The sequence below is a fragment of the Streptomyces sp. NPDC057877 genome, from assembly GCF_042796855.1.
In the GTDB taxonomy this organism is placed as follows: Bacteria; Actinomycetota; Actinomycetes; order Streptomycetales; family Streptomycetaceae; genus Streptomyces.
Window position 1 is genome coordinate 171,818 of sequence record NZ_JBHVMS010000007.1, and the last position, 23,311, is coordinate 195,128.

A 23,311-nucleotide genomic window follows, 5' to 3' on the forward strand; every position below is an offset into this window, starting at 1 on the left:
GATGACCACGACGACCATGGCCCCGCCGGGCCCGACGACCGAGGACCCGCTCGCCGGGGGCGCGGACGTATGGCTTCTCGCGGAGGAGGACGTCCCCCGCTTCGCCGAGGCGACCGGTGGCCTTGACCTCCTCACCGAGGAGGAACGCGCCCGGCACGACCGGCTGCTGTTCCCCGCCGCCCGCACCCGCTTCCTCGGCGCGCGGCTGCTGTCGAGGCAGGTGCTGTCGCAGTACGCCGACGTGCCCCCGGCGGAGTGGCGCTTCGACAAGGGCCGCTTCGGCCGCCCCTCGATCCACTCGACCCACCAGTCCGACTGGGGCCTGGACTTCAACATCACCCACACCAACGGCCTGATCGCCGCGATCGTGGTACGCGGCCGAACCGCGGGGGTCGACGCGGAGAACACCCCCGCCCGCCCCGAGGCCCTGAAGTTCGCGCCCAAGGTCTTCACCCCGCTGGAGCAGGAGGTCCTGCGCCGCGACCGCGAACAGGGGCACGCCTTCGCCGACTCCTGGGTGGCCAAGGAGGCCTACACCAAGGCCACCGGCATGGGCATGGCCCGCGGCTTCGACGCCTTCTCCGTCCACCGTCTGCGCGGCGGCGGTCTCGCCGTCGTCGACGACGAGATCCCCGAACCCGAACGCCCCCTGTGGCAGATCCAGGTCCTCCAGGTCTGGGACCGCTTCGCCCTCGGCATCGCCATCCGCACGACGGAACACGACGAGGGCCCGGTCCCGGTCCGGCTGCGCTCGGCGATGGCGGAGCTGCTGCCCACCGCGCCCCGGGACCCGGCCCGATGACGCGCGCGTGCCCTCCCCGTCCCTCCGCTGTCCACTCCTGGTATGACCGCTACCTGACATCGCCGCAGGCCCCCGGCCCGTCCCCCCGGTGTGTTGCATGGACCGAGGAACGTGCCGGAGCGCCAGGGGTGTGGTCACGCGGAGGGGCGATGTCGCCGAAGGCGAAGGGGAACGCGGAACTGCTCGCGGGGTGTGCCCGTGGGGAGGCGGAGGCGTGGGACGAGACCGTCGACCGGTTCGGGAGGCTGGTGTGGTCGGTCGCCCGCAGCCATCGGGTCAGTCGCTGTGACGCGGAGGACGTGCGTCAGCTGACCTGGTTCCGGCTGATGCAGAACGTGCACCGGATACGGGATCCGGAGCGGCTCGGGGACTGGCTCGCCACCGTCGCCCGGCGCGAGGCCATCAGGGCCGCCTCCCGGGACCGCCGTCTGGTGATGGTCGGGGACAGCGAGGCCTTGGAGTCCCTCGTCGGTCACCGCGAGGACGGACACCACGAGAGCCCCGAGCAGATCACCCTGCGCGCCGACCGGCGGCGCGAGGTGGCCCGGGCCCTGGAGAGCCTCTCCGAGCAGTGCCGGGGCGTCCTGCTGCACGCCCTCCAGGACCCCCCGCCCTCCTACCAGGAGATCGCCGCCGCGCTGGCCATGCCGGTCGGCTCCGTCGGCCCCATCCGCACCCGCTGCCTACGGCGCCTGCGCCGCGCCCTGGACGCCCAGACCGACGACTGCGCACGCTGCCCCGCCCGCGACGGAACCGAGGTACGCCCGTGACCACCCAGACCCGGACCCCGACCCGGCTGACCAGCCGCGAGATCACCACCGGCGAGGAACTCGGCACCGTCGAGCTGGCCACCCCCGACCTCGTCGCCTCCGCCGCGCGGCGCGCCGCTGCCGCCGCCCCCGGCTGGTCCGCCACCCCCGCCGACCAGCGCGCCGCCCTCGTCGAACGCGCCGCCGACCTGCTGGTGGAACGCACGGGCGCGGCCCAGGACCTGCTGGTCCGCGAGGGCGGCGCGATCCCCGGCAAGGCGTTCTACGAAGTCCTTCTCGCCGCCGAGGAGTTACGGCACGGAGCCCGCCTCGCCCGCGAGTACGCCGACCCGTCCGTGACCGCGAGCGAACCCGACCGCACCGCCTCCGTCAGCCGTGTCCCGCTGGGCGTCGTAGGCGTGATCGTGCCGTGGAACTTCCCGCTGCTGCTCGCCGCCCGCTCGCTCGGCCCCGCGCTCGCCCTCGGCAACACCGTGGTCCTGAAACCCGACCCGCACACCCCGCTCAGCGGCGGCACCCTCTTCGCCGAGGCCTTCGACCGTGCCGGACTGCCGCCCGGGGTGCTGGAGATCGTGCACGGCGACGCCGAGACCGGTTCCGCCCTCGTGCAGGCGCCGGACGTCGCGATGGTGTCCTTCACCGGATCCACGGCCGTGGGACGGGAGATCGGCGCCCAGTGCGGACGCCTCCTCAAGCGGGCCGTCCTCGAACTCGGCGGGCAGAACGCCTTCGTCGTCCTCGACGACGTCGACGTGGAGCGGGCCGCCTCCGCCGGGGCGTGGGGGTCCTTCCTGCACCAGGGGCAGATCTGCATGTCCGCGCGCCGGCATCTCGTCCAGCGCGCCGTCGCCGACGACTACACCCGCGCCCTCGCCCGGCACGCCGCCGCACTGCGGATCGGTGACCCGCACCGCGAGGACGCCCAGATCGGGCCGATCATCGACCGCCGCCAGCTCACCACCATCGCGAACGCCGTCGAGCAGGCCGTCGCCCAGGGCGCCCGGCTGGTCACCGGCGGACGGCCCCTCGGCGCGTACTATCCGCCGACCGTCCTCGCCGACGTCACCGAGCAGATGGACATCTTCCACACCGAGGTCTTCGGCCCCGTCGCCACCGTCACCGCCGTCGCCGACGACACCGACGCCGTACGCCTCGCCAACACCTCCGACCACGGCCTCACCGCCGCCGTCTACACCGCCGACCCCGCCCGCGGCGCGGCCATCGCCCGTCAACTGCGCTGCGGCGTCGCCCACATCGGGGACCAGACCGTCGTCCAGGACGCCGTGCTGCCCTTCGGCGGCATCGGCGCCTCCGGCAACGGCCACGGCTTCGGCGGTCCCGCCGCCCTGGAGGCGTTCACCCGCTGGCGCACCCTCACCACCAGCTCACCCCCGCGCGGCTACCCCTTCTGACCCCCTGACGGCACGGCTCGACCCCCACCCGATCGCCCAGCCGACACCGAAAGAGGAACCCCATGGACCTCAAGGTCATCACCGAGCCGCGGATCGCGGCCCCGCCCGAGGGCACGGTGGTGCTGCTGATCGGCCTGCGCATCAACAAGTTCCGGATGGTGCACCGCTGGATGCCGGTGATCGGCTCGATGATCCCGATGCTCATCGAGCTGCGGAAGAACAAGGACCACGGCTTCCTGTACTCCCGGGCCTGGTTCAACCGCACCGTGATCATGGTCCAGTACTGGCGCAGCATGGACGACCTGATGCGCTACTCGCACCGCGTCGACGGCCGCCACCGCACCATGTGGGCGTGGTTCAACCGGGCCGTGCGCGACGACGGCGCCGTCGGCATCTTCCACGAGGCCTACATCATCTCGCCCGACCGGATGCACTCCGTCTACCGCAACATGCCCCGCTTCGGGATGGCGGCCGCCACCGACTCCGCACCCCAGCGGCAGACCCCTCCGGTGCCGGGCGAGCGACACGGGAAGCGAGCGGCATGACCACCACACCAGGACCCGTACGGGCCGCACAGCACGACGTCCAGTGGCGCCGGTGCGCCTCCTGCGGCAACTTCGTCTACGGCAAACGCCTCGACCGCAACCGCAAGGTGTGCCCGGAGTGCCAGTTCCACTTCCGGATCCCGCCGGACGTACGCGTCGCCCAGCTCGCCGACCCTGGCAGCTTCGAGGCGTTCGCCGACGACTACCCGCCCCGCGACCTGCTCGGCTTCACCGACAGCAAGCCCTACCCGGAGCGGCTGCGGGACGCCCAGGCGCGCACCGGACGCCAGGACGCCGTCCTCACGGGCCGGATGACCATCCGTGGCCGCCCGGTCGTCGTGGCCGTCCTCGACTTCACCTTCATGGGCGGCAGCATGGGCACCGTCGTCGGCGAGAGGGTCACGGCCGCCGCCCGCACCGCCCTCGACGAGCGGCTGCCGCTACTGCTGGTCGCCGCCTCCGGCGGGGCGCGGATGCAGGAGGGGGCGCTGTCGCTGATGCAGATGGCCAAGACCGCGCAGTGGATCGCCCGGCTCCGGGAGGCCCGGGTACCGGTGATCAACCTCAACACCGACCCGACCTTCGGCGGCGTCAGCGCCTCCTTCGCGATGCTCGGCGACGTCATCCTCGCCGAGCCGGGCGCCCTCATCGGCTTCGCCGGGCCCCAGGTCATCCGCAACACCATCCGGCAGGAGCTGCCGCCCGGCTTCCAGAGCGCCGAGTTCCTGCTGGAGCACGGCATGCTCGACGCCGTCGTCCCGCGCGAGAACCAGCGCGAGCACCTCGCCCGGCTGCTGACCCTGCTCGGGCCCTCGGTGCCCGAACTGCCCGCCGCGCCCGACCCGGCCGTGCTCCTGGACCGCCCGATCGTCGCCACCCGCTCCACCCGTGAACTCGTCGCCCTGGCCCGCATGATCGAGCGGCCCACCACCCTCGACTACCTCGGCCAGGTCTTCGACGACTTCGTGGAACTGCGCGGCGACCGCTGCCACGGCGACGACGCGGCGCTGGTCGGCGGGCTGGCCCGGCTCGGCGGGCAGAGCGTGCTGGTGCTCGGCCACCAGAAGGGCCACGACACCGCCGCGCTCGTCCACAGCAACTTCGGGATGCCCGGCCCCGAGGGCTACCGCAAGGCCCTCAGGCTGATGCGGTTCGCCGACCGGTTCGGGCTGCCGGTGATCGCGTTCATCGACACCCCGGGCGCGTTCCCCGGCATCGGCGCCGAGGAGCGCGGCCAGAGCGTCGCCATCGCCGACTGCATCCTCGAACTGTCCCGGCTGCGCGTCCCCGTGGTCTCCGTCGTCACCGGCGAGGGCGGCAGCGGCGGCGCCCTCGCCCTCGGCGTCGCCGACCGGGTGCTGATCCTGCAGCACGCCTACTACTCGGTCATCAGCCCCGAGGGCTGCTCCACCATCCTCTTCGGCACCGCCGAACACGCCGACCGCGCCGCCGAAGCACTCCGGCTCACCCCCTCCGACCTGCTCCGCCTCGGTGTCGTCGACGGCATCGTGCCCGAGCCCCCGGACGGGGCGCACACCGCGCCGCACACCACCGCGCTGACCGTGCGCGGCGCCCTGGTGCGGACCCTGGCCCCGCTGCTCGAACGGTCCGCGGAGCAGCTCGTCGCCGCCCGGCGGCGGCGGTTCGACCGCTTCGGGGATCCCCGACTTCAGCCCGTAGTGGACTGGGAGATGCACGATGAGCACTGAGACCGAGACACAGACGGATTCCGGCGCCGCCGCGATGACGGTGGCGGAGCTACGGACGCAGACGCGCCTGCTGGCCCGTGAACTCCCCGGCACCCTGCGCCGGATCACCCTGCGGGCGGGCGCCCTCAGCGTGGACGTGGAGTGGGAGACGACCCCGGCCGCCCCGGCCGCCGCCCCCGCGCCCGCTGAGCACACCCCGCAGCCCGCCGACCCCCCGCCCTCCACCGACCTCGTCCGCGTCACCGCGCCCCTCGTCGGCACCTACTACCAGGCCGCCTCCCCGGGCGCCGAGCCCTTCGTCAAGGTCGGCGACACCGTGGAGGCCGGGCAGCAACTGGCCGTCATCGAGGCGATGAAGCTGCTCAACTCCATCACCGCCGAGGTCAGGGGCACCGTCCAGGCCATCCATGTGAGCGACGGCGAGGTGGTCGAGTACGCGCAGCCCCTCATCGACCTCGTCCCGGCCGGTTGAGGCGGGTGCCATGTTCGACAAGGTGCTCATCGCCAACCGCGGCGAGATCGCGCTGCGCATCATCCGCACCTGCCGCGACCTCGGCATCCGTACCGTCGCCGTGTACTCCACGCCGGACGCCGACGCCCGCTTCGTGCGCGCCGCCGACGAGGCCGTGCACATCGGGCCGGGCGCGCCCACCCGCAGCTACCTCAACATCCCCAACATCATCGGCGCCGCCGTCAAGACCGGCGCCGAGGCCGTCCACCCCGGCTACGGCTTCCTCTCCGAGGACCCCTACTTCGCCGAGATCTGCGCCGACGACGGCATCACCTTCATCGGCCCGCCGCCGGAGGTGATGGAGAACGTCGGCGACAAGGCGGTGGCGCGCAGGCTGATGACCGCCGCCGGGCTGCCGCTGCTGCCCGGCACCACCGAACCCGTCGACTCGGTGGAGTCCGCGGAGGAGATCGCCCGCGAGATCGGCTACCCGGTCATCATCAAGGCCGCGGCGGGCGGCGGCGGACGGGGCATCACCGTCGTCGAGCGTCCGGAGGACCTCCGGGACGCCTACGCCACCACCCGGGCCGGTGCCCAGGCCGTGTTCAAGAACAGCGCGGTCTACCTGGAGCGCTACCTCCCGCGCACCCGGCACATCGAGATCCAGGTGCTCTGCGACGACTTCGACGGCGCCGTCCACCTCGGCGAACGCGACTGCTCCGTGCAGCGCCGCCACCAGAAGCTCGTGGAGGAGTCACCCGGCCCGGACCTCAGCCCCGCCCTGCGCGAGCGGCTCGGCGCGGCGGCCGTCGCCGGGGCCCGCGCGGTCGGCTACCGAAGCGCCGGGACGGTCGAGTTCCTCCTGGAAGCGGGTGATGAAGAGGCTTTCTGGTTCATGGAGATGAACGCCCGCATCCAGGTCGAGCACCCCGTCACCGAACTCGTCACCGGCGTCGACCTGGTCGCCGAGCAACTGCGGGTCGCCGCCGGGATGCCGCTCACCGTCAAGCAGGACGACATCGAGGTGCGCGGGCACGCCATCGAGTGCCGGATCAACGCCGAGGACCCCGAGCGCGGCTTCGCCCCCACCCCCGGACTGCTGGAGAACTACCGCACCCCGGGCGGCCCCTGGGTCCGCGTCGACACCGACTACGTCCCCGGCTCCCGGGTGAGCCCCTACTACGACTCGATGATCGGCAAACTGATCGTCTGGGGCCCGGACCGCGCCACCGCCCTGGACCGCACCCGGCGCGCCCTCGCCGAATTCGAGGTGTCAGGACCCGGTGTGCACACCACCATCGGGCTGCACCAGGAAATTATCGGCCATCCCGAATTCCGTCGGGGCGGTGTCACCACGGATTTCCTCACCCGGCACTTCTCCCTCTGATGCCCTCACCCAGCCCCACCTGGGCATATGCCCCTCCCCGTCCCTAGAGAACCCTATAGAAAAACTTGATCGCGGCTTTCGGAATTCCGTTCGGTGGGCGCTGTACATTCCCTCCGGCAATTCGAAGAGTGAGGGTATGTCTGCTTACCCGACCCGCACCAGGAAGCTGCGCATCGTGGTTTCCAGCGTCTCCTCCGATGCGCACATGTGGAATCTCGTGTACGTGCAGCTGCTGCTGGAGGAGGCCGGGCACGAGGTCACCAATGTCGGCGTCTGCCCGCCGGACGCCACCGTCATGGCCGCCTGCCGCGGCGCCGACCGCCCCGACCTGCTGGTGCTCAGCACCGTCAACGGCCACGGCCGCCTGGACGGGCTGCGGCTGATCCGCGCCCTGCGCGCCGACCCCGAACTCGCCGCCCTGCCCGTCGTCATCGGCGGCAAGCTCGGCGTGCGCGGCACCGGCGACGCGGCGTCCCTGCGGCAGTTGCTGGACGCCGGTTTCGACGCGGTCTTCGACGAGTCACCGCGCACCACGCCCGAGCGGATGGTCGCCGACTTCCGGGCGTTCCTGGACACGCTGGCCGCCCGACCGCGCCGCGCGGACCCGGAGCGCATACCGGCCGGAGCGAGCTGATGACCCGGTTCGCGGAGTTCGTCCGCGGTGCCGCCACGGCCGGACGGCTCGTCGTCCAGCCGCGGATGGGCTTCGGCGAGCTGGACCGGATGCGGGCCGGTCTGACCGCCGTACGCGACTGCGGGGCCACCACCGTCGGCACCGTCACCCTCGACAGCTACACCCGCGTGGGCGACTACCCCTCCGCCCGGCGCGCCCTCGCCGACGGCGCCGAACTCAACGGCTTCCCGCTGGAGGCGCACGGCACCCGGGCCGTCCGCGCGCTCCTCGCCGAGGTGGCCTGCGACGACTTCCCCGTCCAGGTGCGGCACGGCTCGCCGCTCCCGCTGGAGCTGTTCCGGATCATGGTCGACGCCGGGGTGGACGCCACCGAGGGCGGCCCGGTGTCGTACTGCCTGCCGTACGGGCGGGTCCCGCTGGCGGAGGCCGCCGACAACTGGGCGCGCTGCTGCGAACTCGCCGCGGGCGCCGAACGGCCCATGCACCTGGAGACCTTCGGCGGCTGCATGCTCGGCCAGCTCTGCCCGCCCTCGCTGCTGGTCGCGCTGAGCGTGCTGGAAGGCATGTTCTTCCGCGAGCACGGACTGCGCTCGCTCTCCCTCAGCTACGCCCAGCAGATCCACCTCGGCCAGGACCTCGAAGCCCTGGCCGCGCTGCGCACGCTCGCCGCCGAACACCTCACCGGCGTCGACTGGCACATCACCCTCTACACCTACATGGGCGTCTTCCCGCGCACCCCCATCGGCTCGTTCCGGCTGCTGGAGGACAGCGCGCGGCTCGCCGTGCACAGCGGCACCGAACGCCTGATCGTCAAGACCCCCGCCGAGGCCCGCCGCATCCCCGCCATCGAGGAGAACGTCGAGGCGCTGGAGTTCGCCGACTCCATCGCCGGGCAGGCCGCCGCCGACTGCGCCACCGCGCACTGCCCGCCCACCGCCGACACCGGCCTGCTCGCCGAGGCGCGGACCCTGCTGGGCGCCACCCTCGCACTCGGGCGCTCCACGGGCGCCGCCCTGGTCGCCGCCTTCGCCCGGGGCGTCCTCGACGTGCCGTACTGCCTGCACCGCGACAACGCGGGCGCCGCCCGCGCCGTCATCGACGAACGCGGCATGCTCGCCTGGTCCGCCGCGGGCGCCATGCCCGTCACCGTCCGCCACTCCGACCTGCTGTGCACGGCCCCCGTCACCGCCGCCCGGCTCACCGGCATGCTGGCCTTCAACGAACGCCGCTACGACCGTGAGCACACCGTCGGCGCCCTGCTGCGGAGCCCGGCGTGAACGCCCGGCTGCTCCTCGCCGACACGCTCACCGGGGTGCGGGAGCGCGGCGCCGTACGCGCCCTGGTCTCGCAGGGGCAGCCCGGTCTCTCCGTGCGCACCGAGGACGGCCGGTGGACCGGCCTGGACGCCGATGTCGCACGGGCCGTCGCCGCCGCCGTGCTCGCCGACCCGGAGGCCGTCGACTGGCGGCCCACCGGACCCACCGCCCGGCTCACCCAACTCGCCGCCCGCGAGGCCGACCTGACGGTGTGCAACGTCAGCTGGACCATGGGCCGGGAGGCCGCGCACGGCCTGCTGTTCGCCGGGGTCACCTGCTACGACGGCGAGGGCTTCCTCGTCCCCCAGGCGGCCGGGATCGACGACCCCGCCCAGCTCGCCGGGCAGCGGGTCGCCGTCCACGCGGGCTCCACCAGCCCGAACAACCTGGCCGCCTGGTACCGGCCCCGGGGACTGGCCGTCCAGCCGGTCGCCTTCGACGACCCGCGCGAGGCGCTGGCCGCGTACACCTCGGGGGAGTGCGCCGCCTACGTCCTCGACAAGGTCGCCCTCGCGGGCGCCCGGCGCAGCCTGCCCGACCCGGCCGCGCACCGCATCCTGCCCACCGAGATCTCCCGCGAGCCGATGGCCGCCGTGGTCCGCGACGACGACCCGCGCTGGTTCCGCATCTGCCGCTGGGTGCTCCAACTGCTGTTCGCCGCCGAGTACGAGAGCCACCGGCTCGGCGTCTGGGGCCGCGCCGCCGTCGCCCGGCAGGCCGGAGCGCACGGCCCCGCCGCCGGACTCGACCCGCACTGGGCCGCCCGCGTCCTGGACGCCGTCGGCACCTACGCGGAGCTGTACGAGCGCAACCTCGGCCGCGCCTCCGGCCTCGGGGTGCCCCGCGGCCCCAACGAGCTGTGGACCAGAGGCGGACTGCACTACGCCGTGCCCCTGCACTGACCCCCGAGCGCGAAGGCGAGGTACCCCCCTTGACCACCCCCACCCCGCGGCGGCAGACCAGAGGCGCCGTCGAACTCACCGCCGCCATGGTCCTGTCGGGCACCCTGGGCGTCTTCGTCGTCGAGTCCGGGCAGTCCAGCTTCAACGTGGTCTTCTTCCGCTGTGTCTTCGGCGCCCTCGCGCTCGCCGCGTACTGCCTGCTGCGCGGCTTCTTCACCCCGCACCGCTTCACCCGCCGCACCTTCGCGCTGGCCGCCCTCGGCGGGGTGTGCATCGTCTTCAACTGGGTGCTGCTGTTCAGCTCGTACACCAAGACGTCGATCTCGGTGGCCACGGTCGTCTACCACACCCAGCCGTTCTACGTCGTCCTGCTCGGCCTGCTGCTGTTCAAGGAACGCCTCACCCGCCACCAGGCCGGGTGGATCCTGCTGGCCTTCGCCGGGGTGGTGCTGGTCGCCGACCTGTCCTCCGCCGACGGCGCGGGCGGCGGCTCCTATCTGCTCGGCGTCGGCCAGGCCCTGCTCGCCGCGCTGCTGTACGCCTTCGCCACCGTCATCGCCAAGCACCTGACGTCGGTCCGGCCCGAACTGACCGCCCTCATCCAGGTCTGCGTCGGCATCCCGCTGCTGCTGCCGTTCACCGCGCTCGGCGCCACCGCCTCACTCGGCGCCGACTGGGGCTGGCTGGTCGGCCTCGGCGTGATCCACACCTGTCTGCTCTACATCCTGCTGTACGCCTCGTACCAGAAACTGCCCACCGCGAGGATCGCGGTGCTGTCCTTCGTCTACCCGGCCGTCGCCCTCCTCGTCGACCTGCTCGTCTACGGACACCGCATCACGCCGCTCCAGGCCCTCGGCATCCCGCTGATCGTGGTGGCCGGGCTCGGCGTGAACCTCGGCTGGCGGCTGCTGCCCGGCGCCCGGCGCCGCGCCTCCCGGGACGACGTGCCGCCCACGCTCACCCGGATCGGAGAGAACCGATGACCCACGTCAGCGACCCCAAGGCCCCACGCGTCGCCCTCGTCGGCGCGACCGGGGCGGTCGGCCACACCCTGATCGAGCTGATCGAGACCCGCGGACTGCGCCACCGGGACATCCGGCTGGCCGCATCCGCGCGCTCGGCGGGCCGCACCCTGAAGGTCGACGGCCTCACCCGCACCGTGGAGGACCTCACCGGGTTCGACTTCACGGACGTCGACCTCGCGTTCTTCTCCGCCGGGACCTCCGTCAGCCAGGAGTGGGCGCCGAAGGCCGCCGCGCAGGGCGCGCTGGTCATCGACAACACCAACGCCTTCCGGATGGACCCCGACACCCCGCTGATCGTGCCGCAGGTCAACGCGCACACGGTGACCGGACGGCCGGTCAGCGGCATCATCGCCAACCCCAACTGCTCCACCATCCCGCTGGTGCGCCTCCTCGGCACCGTCGAGGAACGCTGGGGCATCCGCCAGGTCGTCGTCAGCACCTACCAGGCCGCCTCCGGACAGGGCCAGCACGGCATCGAGGAACTCCAGGAGGGCAGCGAGGTCGCGCTGCACGACCCCGACGCCGAACTGCCCTCCGAGCGCTTCCGGCCCGCGCTCGCCTTCAACGTCGTACCGTTCATCGACCGGCTGCTGGAGTCCGGGTTCACCCTGGAGGAGCAGAAGATGCTCCAGGAGTCCCGCAAGATCCTCGGCCTGCCGCACCTGGACGTCACCACCACCTGTGTGCGGGTGCCGGTCGTCAACTGCCACTCCGAGGCGGTGTGGGTGGAGGCCGCCGCCCCCGTCGACCGCGCCGAACTCGTCGAGCGGCTCGCCGCCCTGCCCGAGGTCACGGTGCACGACCGGCACACCCCGGGCGCCTTCCCCACCCCGCTGACCGCGGGCGACCCCGACCACGTCCACGTCGGCCGGATCCGCGTCGCCCCGCACAACCCGCGCGGGTTCTGGCTCTGGCTGGTCGCCGACAACCTGCGCATCGGGGCCGCCCTGAACGCCGTCCAGATCGCCGAGAACATCCTCGAACGGGAGTTGCTGTGACCGACGCGGCCCTCACCGCCCGCCAGGGCGCGACCGACACCGCCGCCGTCCTGAAGTTCGGCGGCTCCACCTTCCGCTCGCACGCCGCCTACGAGCAGCTCGCGGCCGGACTGGAGGAACGGCTGGAGAAGGAGGGGCGGCGCCTCACCGTGGTGGTCAGCGCCATGCAGGGCGAGACCGAGACGATGCGCGGACGCCTGCACGAGGTCAACGCGCACCCCGAGGACGCCACCTCCGCGGGCATGCTCGCCACCGCCGACCTGATCAGCGCCCATCTGCTGGCCACCGCCCTGCACCGCAGGGGCCGCACCGCGACCGTGCTGGCCGGACACCAGATCGGCCTGATCACCAACTCGTCCTTCCTGTGGGCGCGGGTCATCGAGACCGACCCGGGACCGCTCAGCAAGACCCTCGGCGAGTACGAGGTCGTGGTCGTCCCCGGCGGACAGGCCGTGGACGCCCAGGGACGGCCGACCTGGCTCGGCAAGAACAGCTCCGACCTGTCCGCGATCGCCGTCGCCCGCGCGGTCGGCGCGGGCGCCTGCGAGATCCACTCCGACGTCGACGGCATCTACACCTCCGACCCGCACCTGGTGCGCGGCGCCCGGCTGCTGCCGGACGTCTCCTTCAACATGGCCGCCCTGATGTCCCTGTACGGCGCCAAGGTGCTGCACCGCAGGGCCGTCCAGCTCGCCCTGCGGCACGGCATCGAGATCGTCTGCCGCTACAACCGGGCCCCGTTCTCCCGGGGTACGACCATCAGCCGCGAGGGCGCCCAGGTGGCCGCGGTCGTTTTTAACCAGCGCTCGGTGGTCCTCGCCTACGACTCCGACGACAGCGCCGACTGCGCGCACGGCGTCTTCCACGCGGCGGGCATCGACACCGTGCGGCTCACCGAGAAGCCGTGGGTGGCCGTCGTGGGCGGCTTCGTCGACCTGGAGGCCGTCCAGCGCCGCCAGAACCTCAAGCCCGGCTCCTACGTCGGCGTGCCCGTGGCCGAGATCCGCGGCTCCAAGGTCACCACCCATATCGCCGAGAGCGGCGAAGACGCCCTGCACCTGGCCCAGAACCTGCACGACAAGCTCGATCAGCGGGACGCGGACCGCGCCCGCCGCCAGCCCGCCTACGCCGGAGCGTGACCGTGACGTTCGCCGACCTCACCCTGCCCGACGCCGTCCGCGACACCATCGGCGCCGCACTGCGCGGGCTGCCCGACCCGAGCGACGACATCGACCGGGCGCTGGCCCGCTACCACCAGGTCTTCGCCGCGCTGCCCACCGAACTCCTCCAGGACGTCCTGGACTTCGGACGGCACAACGACGCCCCCGGCCTGATGCGGGTGCGCAACCTGCCCCTCGACGACGACCTGCCGCCGACCCCCGCCGACGGCGGCCCGGCCACCGCCAAACCCGGCTTCGTCGCCGAAGGCGTACTGCTCGGGCTCACCGGACTGCTCGGCGAACCCATCGGGGTGCTCACCGAGAAGGACGGCCGCCTCGTCCACGACGTCGTCCCGGTCCAACGGGGCGCCCGCGCCCAGACCAACCAGGGCTCGGCCGTCTTCCTCAACTTCCACAGCGACATCACCTACGACACCATCGGCCGCTACGACCTCGCCAACCCCGACTTCCTGGTCCTCAACTGTCTGCGCGGCGCCCCCGACGACGACGCCGTCACCTACTACGCCGACGCCCGCGACATCTGCCGCCACCTGCCCGAGCCGGTCGTCGACACCCTGCGCAGCCCGCTGTTCCGGCTCAACGCGCCCGGCAGCTACACCCAGGCGCACGGCACCGAGGTGCTCAGCGAACCGGTTCCGGTCGTCAGCGGCGCGGCCCGCTTCCCGGAGATCGCCGTCTCCGCCAACGGGACCCGCCCCCTGACCCGCGGCGCCGAAGCCGCCCTCACCGCGCTCCAGGACGCCTGCCGGGACACCGCCGACGCGGTACGGCTGCGACCCGGCGAGGCCCTGCTGATCAACAACCGCAAGGGCGTGCACGCCCGGTCCACCTTCCGGGCCCGCTACGACGGCACCGACCGCTGGCTCCAGCGCACCTACATCCGCCGCACCCTGTGGCCGGTGCGCTACCGGGCCACTCCGGGGGACCGCCGGGTCCTCTACTGAACGAATTCAAGAGCACGTAAGCGCACGACGAGTTGGTTCCGGCACCGATGGCCTAAACTGGAGCGGCCGCAAAAGGACGGAACAGTTCGCAGCGAAGTGAATTGACGGGGTTGGGGTGAGGAATTGACACACGAGATTCCTCTGCTGGACGAGATCGCGGTGTCCGCGTATGAAATAGCCCTGCGCGACGGACATTTCACCGACGCCGACATCGCCGCCGCCCTCGGCGCCGACCTCGCCCGTGTCGAGGAGGCCCGCAAGGCCCTCCAGGAACTACGGCTGCTCAGCCCCGGCACGGCCGGACGGCCCGTGGTCCCCCTCGACCCGGAGGTGGCGGAGGCGGAGCTGGTCAGCCCGCTGGAAGTGGCGATCGCCCAGCGCCGCCGGGAGATCGCCCGCATCCACCAGGAACTGCGCTCCCTCGCCGCCGACTACCGGGCCCGGCACCGCGGCCCCGCCCTCGACGCGCCCATCACCGTCCTCGACGACGTCGACGAGGTGCGCCGCCAGATAGATCGCGCCCGCTACGACTGCACCGAGGAACGCCTCAGCCTCCAGTCCGGCGGCGGCCGACCGCCCGAACTGCTGGAGGCCGACCGGGAGCACACCCTGGAACTGCTGCGCCGCGGCGTCCGGGTGCGCACCCTCTACCAGCACACCGCCCGCACCAGCCTCGCCACCCGCACCTACGTCCAGGAGATCACCCGCCGCGGCGCCGAGGTCCGCACGGTCGACGAACTCTCCGAACGCCTGATCATCTACGACCGCACGGTGGCCTTCATCCCCAAGGAGCGCCCCGACAGCGGCCCGCCCGGCGCGGCGGTCGTCACCGAGCCCACGGTGGTGGGGTACCTGTGCCGCACCTTCGAGTCGGTCTGGCAGATCGGCCGCCCCTTCGAGACGGACCACCAGCCCGCCGAGTACCAGCACCTCGCGGAGGAGACCCGGCTGTCCGTCATCCGGCTGATGGCGCTCGGCCTCAAGGACGAGGTCATCGCCCGCCGCCTCGGCATGGCGACCCGCACCTGCCGCCGCCACATTTCCGCGATCATGGAGGAAATGGGCGCCGTCAGCCGTTTCCAGGCAGGCCTGATAATCGGCCGTCAAGGGCTGCTTTCCGACGCCGATATTCACCCGGATTCAGAGACGACTGGCCGCTAACTGACGCCTCCTGTCCGTAAGGGGACATCGCGAGAACATGGCGGACACACGGGCCCCGGTGCTTCCCTGAACGAACAAGCCTGAACGAACGAGAAGGCAAATCCAGTGCTCGCCGATACAGGGAGAAGTCCATGGACATCAGGCAGCTGGCGGCGTTCCACAAGGTGGCCACGCTGCTCAGCTTCTCGAAGGCGGCCACGGAGCTGAAGTACGCGCAGTCCAGCGTCACCAGCCAGATCAAGGGCCTGGAGATGTCGCTCGGCGTGGACCTGTTCGACCGCCTCGGCGGCCGTATCCAGCTCACCGAGGCGGGCCAGCGGCTGCTGCCCTACGCCGAGCAGATGCTGACCCTCGCGGGGGAGGCCCGCGGCGCCACCGTCGGCTCCGCGGAGCCCTCCGGCGTCCTCACCATCGGCTCGATGGAGTCGATCACGTCCTACCGCATGCCGCCGCTGCTGGAGTTCTTCCACCACCGCTACCCCGCCCTGCACATCGTGCTGCGGCCCAGCCTGTGCGCCGAGACCTGCCACGCGCTGCGCCAGGGCATGTTCGACATGGGGTTCCTGATGGAGGCGGAGACCCAGCACCCCGGCGTGCAGACGGAAGTCCTCGGCTCCGAGCCGCTGACCGTCGTCGCCGCCCCCGACCACCCCCTCACCCGGCTGCCGAAGGTGACCACCGAGGAACTGCGCCGCACCCAGGTCATCTCGGCCGAGGCGGGCTGCGCCTACCGCGAACTCTTCGAGGCCGAACTGAACGACGGCACCGGCGAGGCGCTGCCGTTCCTGGAGTTCGGCACCATCGAGTCCATCAAACGCGGCGTCGCCGCCGGACTCGGCATCTCGCTGCTGCCGACGGCCTGCATCCAGGACACCCTCGACGCCGGGATCCTCGTCAGGCTCGACTGGGAGATCCCCTTCGAGGTGTTCACCCAGCTCGCCTGGCGCCGCGGCAAGAACCTCACCCGCGAGATGCGGGTCTTCACCGACCAGGCGATGCGGTTCCTGGCCGAGGAGTACGGCCGCTGAACGCTCCGCGAGGTGCTCCGCGCAGAGTGCCGGGCCCTGCCGTCGGTCGTCCGCGACGCCGTCGTGGCCGGTCGCGCAGTTCCCCGCGCCCCTTGCGGGCGCGTGCCGAAGGCCCTCCTCGAAAGCGAGGGGGGCCGGGGTGGGGCGGGTCGGGCGGGAGGTCATTCGCGGGCCACGGACCTCAGTTCGCGCAGCGTGCTGCGGAGCATGCGGGCGTGTTCGTCGGCCGTGGCGAGGCCCATGCCCATGGTGCTCAGGCACAGGTGGGTGGCGCCCAGGTCGCGCCAACCGGCGACGAAGTCCGGCCACTTGGACTCGGGGACGTGGGCGAGGACGAGACGGGCCTCGAAGCCCAGGTCGGCGGGGTCGCGGCCGGACTGCAGGGCGTAGGAGCGCACCCGGGCGACCATCGCGCGGGCCGTCTCGTCGGGCGCCCGCTGCGGGAGCCAGCCGTCGCCGAGTTCACCGGCCCGGCGCAGCACCGGCTCGGCGTTGCCGCCGAACCAGACCGGGATACGGCCGCGGACCGGCCGGGGCAGGATGCCCGCGTCGTCCACCCGGTGCCAGCGTCCGTCGAAGGTCACCGTGGGCTTGGCCCACAACTCCCGGAGCAGTCGCACCTGTTCGGCGCTGCGGGCGCCCCGGTCATGGAAGTCGGTGCCCAGGGCGTCGTACTCGACCTTGTTCCAGCCGACGCCCACCCCCAGCCGCAACCGCCCCCCGCTGAGCACGTCCACCTCGGCCGCCTGCTTGGCGACCAGGGCGGTCTGCCGCTGCGGCAGCACCAGCACCCCGGTCGCCAGCTCCAGCGTGCGGGTGATCCCGGCCAGGTACCCGAACAGCACGAACACCTCGTGGAAGAGGTGCTCGCTCGTGTAGCCGTACCAGCCGGGGCGTGAGGCCGTACCGGCGCCCAGGACATGGTCGAAGGCGACCACATGGTCGAAGCCCGCCTCCTCCACGGCCTGCGCCCAGGCCCGCACGGCGCCGGGGTCCGCGCCGATCTCCAGGTGCGGGAAGACCGCACCGACCTTCAGACTGCTGCGCTGATCCATCGCTCGGCCGCTACTCGTCGCCGACCAGACCCCAGCCGTCGTCGTCCTCATCGGATGTCGTCGGGCCGCCGAAACCGCCGGTGACACTCACCATGGCTACCTCCTTGTGGGTCGCTCGCAGAAGTGGATCCCACCTTTCCCACCAGTCGCGCCGCCCCAGCCGGGACCCACGGACCGCCCCGGCACTCCGTCAGAGGGTGGATGACACTGCGTCAAGTGATCGGTCATGCACAGGCCCGTGGCGGCAGGTGACGCAGTACGGGCCGTGACCTCACGACCGCGCGGCGACCCCGCCCCCGGTCGTTACGGTCCCCCGGAATCGCGCCTTGGGCGCGCACGAGAGGGGAGCACCTCATGAAACTGGACCTCGCGGGCAAGACCGCGCTGATCACCGGCGCCAGCCGGGGCATAGGCCTGGAGATCGCCAGGACCCTCGTCGACGAGGGCGCACAGGTCGTCGGCGGCGCCCGCACCATCAGCGACGAACTGCGGACGACCACGGCGTACACGCTCTCCGTGGACCTCGCCACCGAGACCGGCCCGGCCGAACTGGTCGACTACGCGCTGGCCGAACTGGGCGGCATCGACATCCTGGTCAACAACCTCGGCTTCCCGTACACCCGTCCCGGCGGCTTCCTGTCCGTCGACGACAAGGGCTGGCTGGAGTCGCTGAACATGAACCTCCTCACCACGGTCCGCACCACCCGGGCCGCGCTGCCCAGCATCATCGAGCGGCAGGGCTCCATCGTGAACCTGGGCTCCACCAACGCCCACGCCCCCACCTCCGTGGTCGTCGACTACTCGGCGGCCAAGGCCGCCCTGCGCAACCTCGGCAAGGCGCTCGCGGAGGAGTTCGGCCCGCAGGGCGTCCGCGTCAACACGGTCGCCGCCGGACCGGTGATGACCGACGCCTGGACCGGCCCCGGCGGCATCGCCGACACCCTCGCCGCACAGTCCGGACTCGACAAGGACGCCGTCCTCGGACAGGTGCCGCAGATGCTCGGCAGCTCGACCGGACAGAACACCACCGCCCAGGAACTCGCCGCGCTCGTCGCGTTCCTCGTCGCCCGCAAGGCACCCAACGCCAACGGCGCCGAGTACGTCGTCGACGGCGGGTTCCTGAAGACGTGCTGAGCCTCCCGGGGCCCCTGAACTGACGTAGTACCCGGGCCGACCTCGCACAGTTGGGGGAGGGCGCCCCGCGGTGCCGGGGACCCCGCTGAGGTGCGTCGTTAGCGTCGTGGCGGACACGACCCCGCACCACTCGACGGAGTTGCCCATGAGTTCCGCGGAAGACCGACTCGACGTCATCGAGACCTGCACCAGGATGCTCTGGTACGTCGACCTGCGGCAGTGGGACGCCCTCCCCGCCGTCCTCGCCGAGAAGGTGACCCTGGACTACACCAGCCTCTTCGGCGGTACGCCGGTCACCCGCACGGCGGACCGCGTCATCGCCGACTGGGCCGCCGGACTGGGCCACCTCAAGGCCACCCAGCACCTGATCGGCAACCAGATCGCCGAGGTGAACGGGGACACCGCGGTGCTCACCGCCCACTTCCAGGCCACCCATCTGCTGCCCAGCCCGTACGGCTCCGAGACCTGGACGCTCGGTGGCCGCTACCGCTTCGACCTGGCCCGCACCGCCTCCGGCTGGCGTATCGCCGGGGTGCTGATGACGGCCCTGTGGGCGGACGGCAACCAGCAGATCATGACCGCCCCGGAAGGCCAGAAGGAGACCGAGCAATGAGTGAAGCCACCGAGCAGACCCGGGACGTTGCCAGGCGTTGGTTCGCCGCCCTGACCGGCGGCGACTTCGGCACCGCCCTCGGGCTCCTCGCCGACGACGTGGAATGGATCAACTACCGCCCGGTACCGGGCTACAACGACGACATGAAGTGGATCGGCACCATGCACACCAGCGAGGAGGTCGCCGAGAGCGTCCAGGTCTTCGCCGGGCAGTGCGAGGTGGTCTCCGAGGAACTGCTCGACCTCGTCGTGGAGGGCGAGCGGGCCGCCGGGATCATCCACGAGATCTCGCGGGTCAAGGAGACCGGCGTCGACTTCGAGATCATCTTCACCCACTGGCTGACCGTCCGCGACGGCCGGATCGTCCGCTGGGAGTCGCACACCGACCCCTCCGAGATCATCCGTGCCCTGCGCGGCGACGCCCCGAAGGCCACCGCATGAGCGCCGAACTGATCGCCGCCGTCCGTGCCCGCAAGACCGACGAGACCGAGCGGCTGCTCGCCGCCGGCGCCGACCCCAGCACCCGCGAGACCGCCTCCGGGCTCACCGTGCTGATGATCGCCGCCGGTCAGGCCGACCCCGCCACCGTCGCCGCGCTGATCGCCGCGGGCGCCGACGTGCACACCGCCGACAGCCGCGCCGGAGCGACCGCGCTGCACAAGGCCTGCCAGGGCGGCGACCTGGACGTCACCCGCCAGCTCGTGCGGGCCGGGGCGTTCGTGGACGCCGTGGCACCCACCACCGGGCACACCCCGCTGATGGACGCCCTCTGGTACAAGTACCCGGACCTGGTGGAGTACCTGCTCGCCCAGGGCGCCGGACTCAAGCTGCACACGCACTACGGCTTCTCCCTGGAGGAGCACTTCGCCTACGAGCTGAACGTCAACACCTTCGGCAAGGACAAGCTGCTGCGCGCCGAGCAGCTGCTGAAGGAGCGCCGCGAGAGCGACAGCGAGACCGTCGCCGCGCAGCCCCTGATGGCCGCCGTCTCCGCCGGGGACACCGACCAGGTGCGCCGCCTGCTGGCCGACGGTGCCGAGGTGGACGCCCGCTACCCGATGCTCAACGGCTTCAACGACGCCCACACCCCGCTGCTGGTCGCCGCCCGCGACGGCCACGGCGAGATCGTCCGGCTGCTGCTGGCCGCGGGCGCCGACATCAACGCCGTGGAGCCCTGCTTCGGCGCCGTGCCGCTGCACAAGGCGGTCTACAACGGCCACGCCGACATCACCGCCGACCTGGTCGCCCACGACGGCATCGACCTGGACTTCCAGGGCGCCACCAACGGCTACACACCGCTGCACGACGCGCTGTGGCACGGCTACGCCGACTGCGTGGTGGCCCTGCTCAACGCCGGTGCCGGGCTCGACCTGGTCGGCCACGACGGCAAGACGCCGCTGGACCTGGCCATCGAGGTGTTCGGCGCCGACGACCCGATCACCGAACGGATCGCGTCGCTGGCCGCGGTCTGATCCGAACCGCTCCGCGAGGAGCCCCTTAAGGAGTGAGTCCCGATGCTGTTCTACGTACAGATGCGCTGGAACCACGAGGGCCGGATCACCCTGGACGAGCTGTGGGAGCTGGAGCGCGAGGAAGCCGAACACGCGCAGGAGACCCTCGACTCCGGGTTCGCCGTCGGCCTGTGGAAGGTCGCCGCGCAGAAGCGGGTGATCGGAATCATCGAGTCCCCGAGCGCCGAGGAACTCGACCGCACCGCGCTCGGCCGACTGCCGATGCGCGAGTACCTGGAGTTCGAGGAGGTCTGGCCGCTGCGCGACTACCTCGGCTTCGCGGAAGACGTCAAGAAGGCCTACAAGGTCTGATCGCCTGTGCCCCTCGGGAGGCAGCCATGATCCATCAGTTGATCTTCGCCCACCCCAAGCCCGGAATGACCGAGAAGGAGTTCCAGGACTACTGGGTGGACGTCCACGCGGTCCAGTACGCCAGCAAGATCCCGCAGATCAGGAAGTACCTCATCGACACCCGCATCCCCTTCGGCCCGGAGCCCGACGACCCGCTGTGGAGCGGGATCGCGGAGATCTGGCTGGAGAACGACGAGGAGCAGCTCGCCTCCCTCCAGACCCCGGAGTTCCTCGAGGGCGCCCGGCTCGACGAGCCGAAGTGGGCCGCCTTCTGGCGGACCGTCGTCCTGGACACCGACGCCCAGGTGCTGCGCGCGGGCGACCACCCGGCCCCGCCCGACGGCGTCAAGCTGGTCCTGCTCGTCAAGCGCACCAACGGCACCACCGTCGAGGAGTTCCGCGCCCGCAGCCGCGGCGCGCACGCCGAGCTGATGCTCCAGGTGCCCGGACTGCGCCGCTACCTCCAGTGCTTCACCCGCGACGGCGCCTACGCCGTCGGCGAGGCCCTGCTCGACGCCGCCTACCTGCTGTCCTTCGACAGCCTCCAGGCGCTGGAGACGGCCGCGGCCTCACCGGAGTTCACCCAGGCCATCGATGACCTGACCCGATTCGTCGAGCCCCGCTACCTCCACCGGATGGCGGTTCGCGAGCACTGGGTCATCGGCGACGAGAACAACTAGGTGGTTCATGTGACATCCCCCCTGCGCTCCTCGGGACGGTCCGAGCGGAGCGGTCCCCGTACCGGGTTCGCCCTGGGAACGCTGGCCCTCGGCGCGTTCGTCATGGGCACGGCGGAACTGGTCATCGTCGGCATCCTGAACCTCATCGCCGACGACATGGACGTCTCCGTCGGCACCGCCGGACTGCTGGTGACCGCCTACGCCCTCGGCATCTGCTTCGGCGGCCCGCTGCTCACGGCGGCCACCATCCGCCTGGGCCGCCATCTGCTGCTGTGGTCGGCGCTGGCCGTGTTCCTCGCCGCGAACCTGCTCGCCGCCGTGACCGCCGAGTACGCGGTCCTGCTGGTGGCACGCGTCGTCTCCGGCGCCGTCCACGGCCTGTTCATCGGCGTGGCCTCGGTACTCGCCGCGCAACTGGTGTCACAGGGGCAGCAGGGCCGGGCCGTCGCCATGGTGTTCGGCGGCGTCGCCGTGTCCACCGTCATCGGGGTGCCCCTGGGCACCCTGGTGGGGCAGGGGCTCGGCTGGCAGGCCACCTTCTACGGCATCACCGCCATCACCGCCGTGGCGCTCCTCGCCACCCTCCTGCTCGTGCCACGGGTCGGCGTCACCGGTCCCACCCACCTCGGCTCCCAGGCCCGCTACGCCTTCGCCCCCCGGGTGCTCGGCCAGCTCGGCCTCGGACTGCTCCTGCTGGGCGGCCAGTTCGCGGCCTTCACCTATCTGGCGTCCTACCTGGAAGAGGTCACCGGCATCTCCGGCGGCGCCGTCAGCGCCTTCCTGCTCGTCTACGGCGTCGCCAGCGCCGTCGGCGTGTTCGGCGGCGGCCGGTTCGCCGACAGCGGTGCCGCGCGCACCCTCGTCGTCGCCAACGCCGTGCTCGCGCTGTGTCTGACCGCCCTGTACTTCGTCGGCGAGAACCCGGTGCTGACCGCCGTCGTGCTCGCCGTGTGGGGGCTCGTCGGCTTCGGTCTCGTGCCCTCCTTCCTGCTGCGGGTGATCACCCTGGCCGGACCCGGCGGCGACCTGGCCGCCACCCTCGGCGCGTCCGCCGTCAACGCGGGCATCGCCGGGGGAGCGGCCGTCGGCGCCTGGTCGGTGGAGAGCAACGGCGTCGACTCCGTCGTCGTACTCGCCCTGATCGTCATCCTCGTGGCGCTGCCCGCCACCTGGGCCGCCCAGCGGCTGCGGCCCCCGGCCGAGGCGGCCCCCGCCACCGCGGCCCCCGACCCGGCCGACTCCGTCAAGGCACCGTCGAGCCCCGCCTGACCGAGGCGGAAAGGACCGTCATGACCGCCCTCCAGATCATCGCCAAGAGCACCCTGCCCACCGTCCAGATCAACGGTGAGGCCGCCGCGCACATCCTCAACGCCAGCAAGTACGACGGCCTGAGCGTGTCCGCGTTCATCGTCGACGTCGCCCCCGACGCCGGACCGCCGCGCCACACCCACCCGTACGAGGAGGTCTTCGTCATCGTCGACGGGACCGTACGCCTCGAGGCGGGCGGCGAGAAGATCGACGCCACCGCCGAGGACATCTGCGTCGTCCCGGCCGGGATGCCGCACAAGTTCACCAACCTCGGCCCCGGCCGCGCCCGCATGGTCAACATCCACGCGGCCGTCGACGTCGTCACCGAGTTCGTCCCGGACGACGACGACCACAACGAGTCCTACGCCTACAACCGCCCCGGCAGCTGAGGGAGA

Annotated in this window: 25 protein-coding genes; 24 read left to right on the plus strand and 1 reads right to left on the minus strand. The window is 72.0% G+C overall.

The features are described 5' to 3' along the window. Nucleotide 1 precedes the first annotated feature (1 nt). The 16 genes from ACFVQG_RS22300 (at nucleotide 2) to ACFVQG_RS22375 (ending at nucleotide 16,265) form a co-directional block, all read left to right on the plus strand. Nucleotides 2-802: a 4'-phosphopantetheinyl transferase family protein gene (locus tag ACFVQG_RS22300; protein ID WP_383386041.1), complete on the plus strand. Its 801-nt coding sequence runs from the start codon at nucleotides 2-4 to the stop codon at nucleotides 800-802. A 149-nt stretch (nucleotides 803-951) separates the two neighbouring features. Beyond that, nucleotides 952-1,572 (plus strand): RNA polymerase sigma factor, encoded by a 621-nt coding sequence (locus ACFVQG_RS22305; protein WP_383386044.1) that lies wholly within the window; start codon nucleotides 952-954, stop codon nucleotides 1,570-1,572. Next, nucleotides 1,569-2,984 carry an aldehyde dehydrogenase family protein gene (locus ACFVQG_RS22310; protein WP_383386047.1) on the plus strand — a complete coding sequence of 472 codons (1,416 nt, stop codon included), beginning with the start codon at nucleotides 1,569-1,571 and terminating at the stop codon, nucleotides 2,982-2,984. The genes ACFVQG_RS22305 and ACFVQG_RS22310 overlap by 4 nt, the downstream gene beginning before the upstream one ends. A 62-nt stretch (nucleotides 2,985-3,046) precedes the next feature. Beyond that, nucleotides 3,047-3,529: a DUF4188 domain-containing protein gene (locus ACFVQG_RS22315; RefSeq protein ID WP_383386050.1), complete on the plus strand. Its 483-nt coding sequence runs from the start codon at nucleotides 3,047-3,049 to the stop codon at nucleotides 3,527-3,529. Continuing rightward, complete coding sequence (locus ACFVQG_RS22320) at nucleotides 3,526-5,238, plus strand: acetyl-CoA carboxylase carboxyltransferase subunit alpha (protein WP_383386053.1); 1,713 nt, start codon at nucleotides 3,526-3,528, stop codon at nucleotides 5,236-5,238. Before ACFVQG_RS22315 ends, ACFVQG_RS22320 begins: the two co-directional genes overlap by 4 nt. Further along, nucleotides 5,228-5,710, plus strand: a complete 483-nt coding sequence (locus ACFVQG_RS22325) for an acetyl-CoA carboxylase biotin carboxyl carrier protein (RefSeq protein WP_383386056.1) — start codon at nucleotides 5,228-5,230, stop codon at nucleotides 5,708-5,710. The genes ACFVQG_RS22320 and ACFVQG_RS22325 overlap by 11 nt, the downstream gene beginning before the upstream one ends. Before the next feature lie 10 nt (nucleotides 5,711-5,720). Next, on the plus strand, nucleotides 5,721-7,076 hold the full coding sequence (accC, locus tag ACFVQG_RS22330) for an acetyl-CoA carboxylase biotin carboxylase subunit (RefSeq protein WP_383386059.1): 1,356 nt from the start codon (nucleotides 5,721-5,723) through the stop codon (nucleotides 7,074-7,076). Nucleotides 7,077-7,212: 136 nt separating this feature from the next. Continuing rightward, a complete protein-coding gene (locus tag ACFVQG_RS22335) occupies nucleotides 7,213-7,710 on the plus strand; it encodes a cobalamin B12-binding domain-containing protein (protein WP_383386062.1) in 498 nt (165 codons plus the stop codon). Beyond that, a complete protein-coding gene (locus ACFVQG_RS22340; protein WP_383386069.1) occupies nucleotides 7,710-8,987 on the plus strand; it encodes a methylaspartate mutase in 1,278 nt (425 codons plus the stop codon). The genes ACFVQG_RS22335 and ACFVQG_RS22340 overlap by 1 nt, the downstream gene beginning before the upstream one ends. Beyond that, nucleotides 8,984-9,928 carry a transporter substrate-binding domain-containing protein gene (locus ACFVQG_RS22345; RefSeq protein WP_383386076.1) on the plus strand — a complete coding sequence of 315 codons (945 nt, stop codon included), beginning with the start codon at nucleotides 8,984-8,986 and terminating at the stop codon, nucleotides 9,926-9,928. The genes ACFVQG_RS22340 and ACFVQG_RS22345 overlap by 4 nt, the downstream gene beginning before the upstream one ends. 29 nt (nucleotides 9,929-9,957) lie before the next feature. Beyond that, nucleotides 9,958-10,911: a DMT family transporter gene (locus ACFVQG_RS22350; protein WP_383386078.1), complete on the plus strand. Its 954-nt coding sequence runs from the start codon at nucleotides 9,958-9,960 to the stop codon at nucleotides 10,909-10,911. Then, nucleotides 10,908-11,951 carry an aspartate-semialdehyde dehydrogenase gene (locus ACFVQG_RS22355; protein WP_383386081.1) on the plus strand — a complete coding sequence of 348 codons (1,044 nt, stop codon included), beginning with the start codon at nucleotides 10,908-10,910 and terminating at the stop codon, nucleotides 11,949-11,951. The genes ACFVQG_RS22350 and ACFVQG_RS22355 overlap by 4 nt, the downstream gene beginning before the upstream one ends. Next, on the plus strand, nucleotides 11,948-13,090 hold the full coding sequence (locus ACFVQG_RS22360) for an aspartate kinase (protein WP_383386084.1): 1,143 nt from the start codon (nucleotides 11,948-11,950) through the stop codon (nucleotides 13,088-13,090). The genes ACFVQG_RS22355 and ACFVQG_RS22360 overlap by 4 nt, the downstream gene beginning before the upstream one ends. Nucleotides 13,091-13,092: 2 nt before the next feature. Next, nucleotides 13,093-14,076: a TauD/TfdA family dioxygenase gene (locus ACFVQG_RS22365; protein WP_383386087.1), complete on the plus strand. Its 984-nt coding sequence runs from the start codon at nucleotides 13,093-13,095 to the stop codon at nucleotides 14,074-14,076. Nucleotides 14,077-14,199: 123 nt separating this feature from the next. Next, on the plus strand, nucleotides 14,200-15,237 hold the full coding sequence (locus ACFVQG_RS22370) for a LuxR C-terminal-related transcriptional regulator (protein ID WP_383386090.1): 1,038 nt from the start codon (nucleotides 14,200-14,202) through the stop codon (nucleotides 15,235-15,237). A 131-nt stretch (nucleotides 15,238-15,368) separates the two neighbouring features. Next, on the plus strand, nucleotides 15,369-16,265 hold the full coding sequence (locus tag ACFVQG_RS22375; protein ID WP_383386093.1) for a LysR family transcriptional regulator: 897 nt from the start codon (nucleotides 15,369-15,371) through the stop codon (nucleotides 16,263-16,265). A 161-nt stretch (nucleotides 16,266-16,426) separates the two neighbouring features. Here the strand turns inward: ACFVQG_RS22375 and ACFVQG_RS22380 are convergent, their stop codons facing one another. Then, nucleotides 16,427-17,320 carry an LLM class F420-dependent oxidoreductase gene (locus ACFVQG_RS22380; protein WP_383386096.1) on the minus strand — a complete coding sequence of 298 codons (894 nt, stop codon included), beginning with the start codon at nucleotides 17,318-17,320 and terminating at the stop codon, nucleotides 16,427-16,429. Between the two features lie 354 nt (nucleotides 17,321-17,674). Between ACFVQG_RS22380 and ACFVQG_RS22385 the strand changes: the two genes are divergently transcribed. The 8 genes from ACFVQG_RS22385 (at nucleotide 17,675) to ACFVQG_RS22420 (ending at nucleotide 23,305) form a co-directional block, all read left to right on the plus strand. Next, a complete protein-coding gene (locus ACFVQG_RS22385) occupies nucleotides 17,675-18,454 on the plus strand; it encodes an SDR family NAD(P)-dependent oxidoreductase (RefSeq protein WP_383386099.1) in 780 nt (259 codons plus the stop codon). Between the two features lie 145 nt (nucleotides 18,455-18,599). Then, the gene (locus tag ACFVQG_RS22390) at nucleotides 18,600-19,067 is read left to right on the plus strand and encodes a nuclear transport factor 2 family protein (RefSeq protein ID WP_383386101.1); all 468 of its coding nucleotides are present in this window, start codon (nucleotides 18,600-18,602) and stop codon (nucleotides 19,065-19,067) included. Continuing rightward, nucleotides 19,064-19,507, plus strand: coding sequence for a nuclear transport factor 2 family protein (locus ACFVQG_RS22395; RefSeq protein ID WP_383386104.1), 444 nt, complete (start codon nucleotides 19,064-19,066; stop codon nucleotides 19,505-19,507). The genes ACFVQG_RS22390 and ACFVQG_RS22395 overlap by 4 nt, the downstream gene beginning before the upstream one ends. Beyond that, a complete protein-coding gene (locus ACFVQG_RS22400; RefSeq protein WP_383386107.1) occupies nucleotides 19,504-20,538 on the plus strand; it encodes an ankyrin repeat domain-containing protein in 1,035 nt (344 codons plus the stop codon). The genes ACFVQG_RS22395 and ACFVQG_RS22400 overlap by 4 nt, the downstream gene beginning before the upstream one ends. 42 nt (nucleotides 20,539-20,580) lie before the next feature. After that, nucleotides 20,581-20,889: a muconolactone Delta-isomerase family protein gene (locus ACFVQG_RS22405; protein ID WP_360218153.1), complete on the plus strand. Its 309-nt coding sequence runs from the start codon at nucleotides 20,581-20,583 to the stop codon at nucleotides 20,887-20,889. A 26-nt stretch (nucleotides 20,890-20,915) separates the two neighbouring features. Next, the gene (locus tag ACFVQG_RS22410) at nucleotides 20,916-21,608 is read left to right on the plus strand and encodes an EthD domain-containing protein (protein WP_383386109.1); all 693 of its coding nucleotides are present in this window, start codon (nucleotides 20,916-20,918) and stop codon (nucleotides 21,606-21,608) included. 9 nt (nucleotides 21,609-21,617) lie between these two features. Continuing rightward, the gene (locus ACFVQG_RS22415; RefSeq protein WP_383386112.1) at nucleotides 21,618-22,877 is read left to right on the plus strand and encodes an MFS transporter; all 1,260 of its coding nucleotides are present in this window, start codon (nucleotides 21,618-21,620) and stop codon (nucleotides 22,875-22,877) included. A 20-nt stretch (nucleotides 22,878-22,897) separates the two neighbouring features. Continuing rightward, entirely contained in the window at nucleotides 22,898-23,305 is a 408-nt protein-coding gene (locus ACFVQG_RS22420; RefSeq protein ID WP_383386115.1) for a cupin domain-containing protein, read from the plus strand. Nucleotides 23,306-23,311: the final 6 nt, after the last annotated feature.

Coding starts and splice junctions, on each gene's coding strand:
- ACFVQG_RS22300 (WP_383386041.1), top strand. CDS start 2: ATGACCACGACGACCATGGCCCCGCCGGGCCCGACGACCGAGGACCCG.
- ACFVQG_RS22305 (WP_383386044.1), top strand. CDS start 952: ATGTCGCCGAAGGCGAAGGGGAACGCGGAACTGCTCGCGGGGTGTGCC.
- ACFVQG_RS22315 (WP_383386050.1), top strand. CDS start 3,047: ATGGACCTCAAGGTCATCACCGAGCCGCGGATCGCGGCCCCGCCCGAG.
- ACFVQG_RS22320 (WP_383386053.1), top strand. CDS start 3,526: ATGACCACCACACCAGGACCCGTACGGGCCGCACAGCACGACGTCCAG.
- ACFVQG_RS22325 (WP_383386056.1), top strand. CDS start 5,228: ATGAGCACTGAGACCGAGACACAGACGGATTCCGGCGCCGCCGCGATG.
- accC (WP_383386059.1), top strand. CDS start 5,721: ATGTTCGACAAGGTGCTCATCGCCAACCGCGGCGAGATCGCGCTGCGC.
- ACFVQG_RS22335 (WP_383386062.1), top strand. CDS start 7,213: ATGTCTGCTTACCCGACCCGCACCAGGAAGCTGCGCATCGTGGTTTCC.
- ACFVQG_RS22340 (WP_383386069.1), top strand. CDS start 7,710: ATGACCCGGTTCGCGGAGTTCGTCCGCGGTGCCGCCACGGCCGGACGG.
- ACFVQG_RS22355 (WP_383386081.1), top strand. CDS start 10,908: ATGACCCACGTCAGCGACCCCAAGGCCCCACGCGTCGCCCTCGTCGGC.
- ACFVQG_RS22375 (WP_383386093.1), top strand. CDS start 15,369: ATGGACATCAGGCAGCTGGCGGCGTTCCACAAGGTGGCCACGCTGCTC.
- ACFVQG_RS22380 (WP_383386096.1), bottom strand. CDS start 17,320: ATGGATCAGCGCAGCAGTCTGAAGGTCGGTGCGGTCTTCCCGCACCTG.
- ACFVQG_RS22385 (WP_383386099.1), top strand. CDS start 17,675: ATGAAACTGGACCTCGCGGGCAAGACCGCGCTGATCACCGGCGCCAGC.
- ACFVQG_RS22390 (WP_383386101.1), top strand. CDS start 18,600: ATGAGTTCCGCGGAAGACCGACTCGACGTCATCGAGACCTGCACCAGG.
- ACFVQG_RS22395 (WP_383386104.1), top strand. CDS start 19,064: ATGAGTGAAGCCACCGAGCAGACCCGGGACGTTGCCAGGCGTTGGTTC.
- ACFVQG_RS22400 (WP_383386107.1), top strand. CDS start 19,504: ATGAGCGCCGAACTGATCGCCGCCGTCCGTGCCCGCAAGACCGACGAG.
- ACFVQG_RS22405 (WP_360218153.1), top strand. CDS start 20,581: ATGCTGTTCTACGTACAGATGCGCTGGAACCACGAGGGCCGGATCACC.
- ACFVQG_RS22410 (WP_383386109.1), top strand. CDS start 20,916: ATGATCCATCAGTTGATCTTCGCCCACCCCAAGCCCGGAATGACCGAG.
- ACFVQG_RS22420 (WP_383386115.1), top strand. CDS start 22,898: ATGACCGCCCTCCAGATCATCGCCAAGAGCACCCTGCCCACCGTCCAG.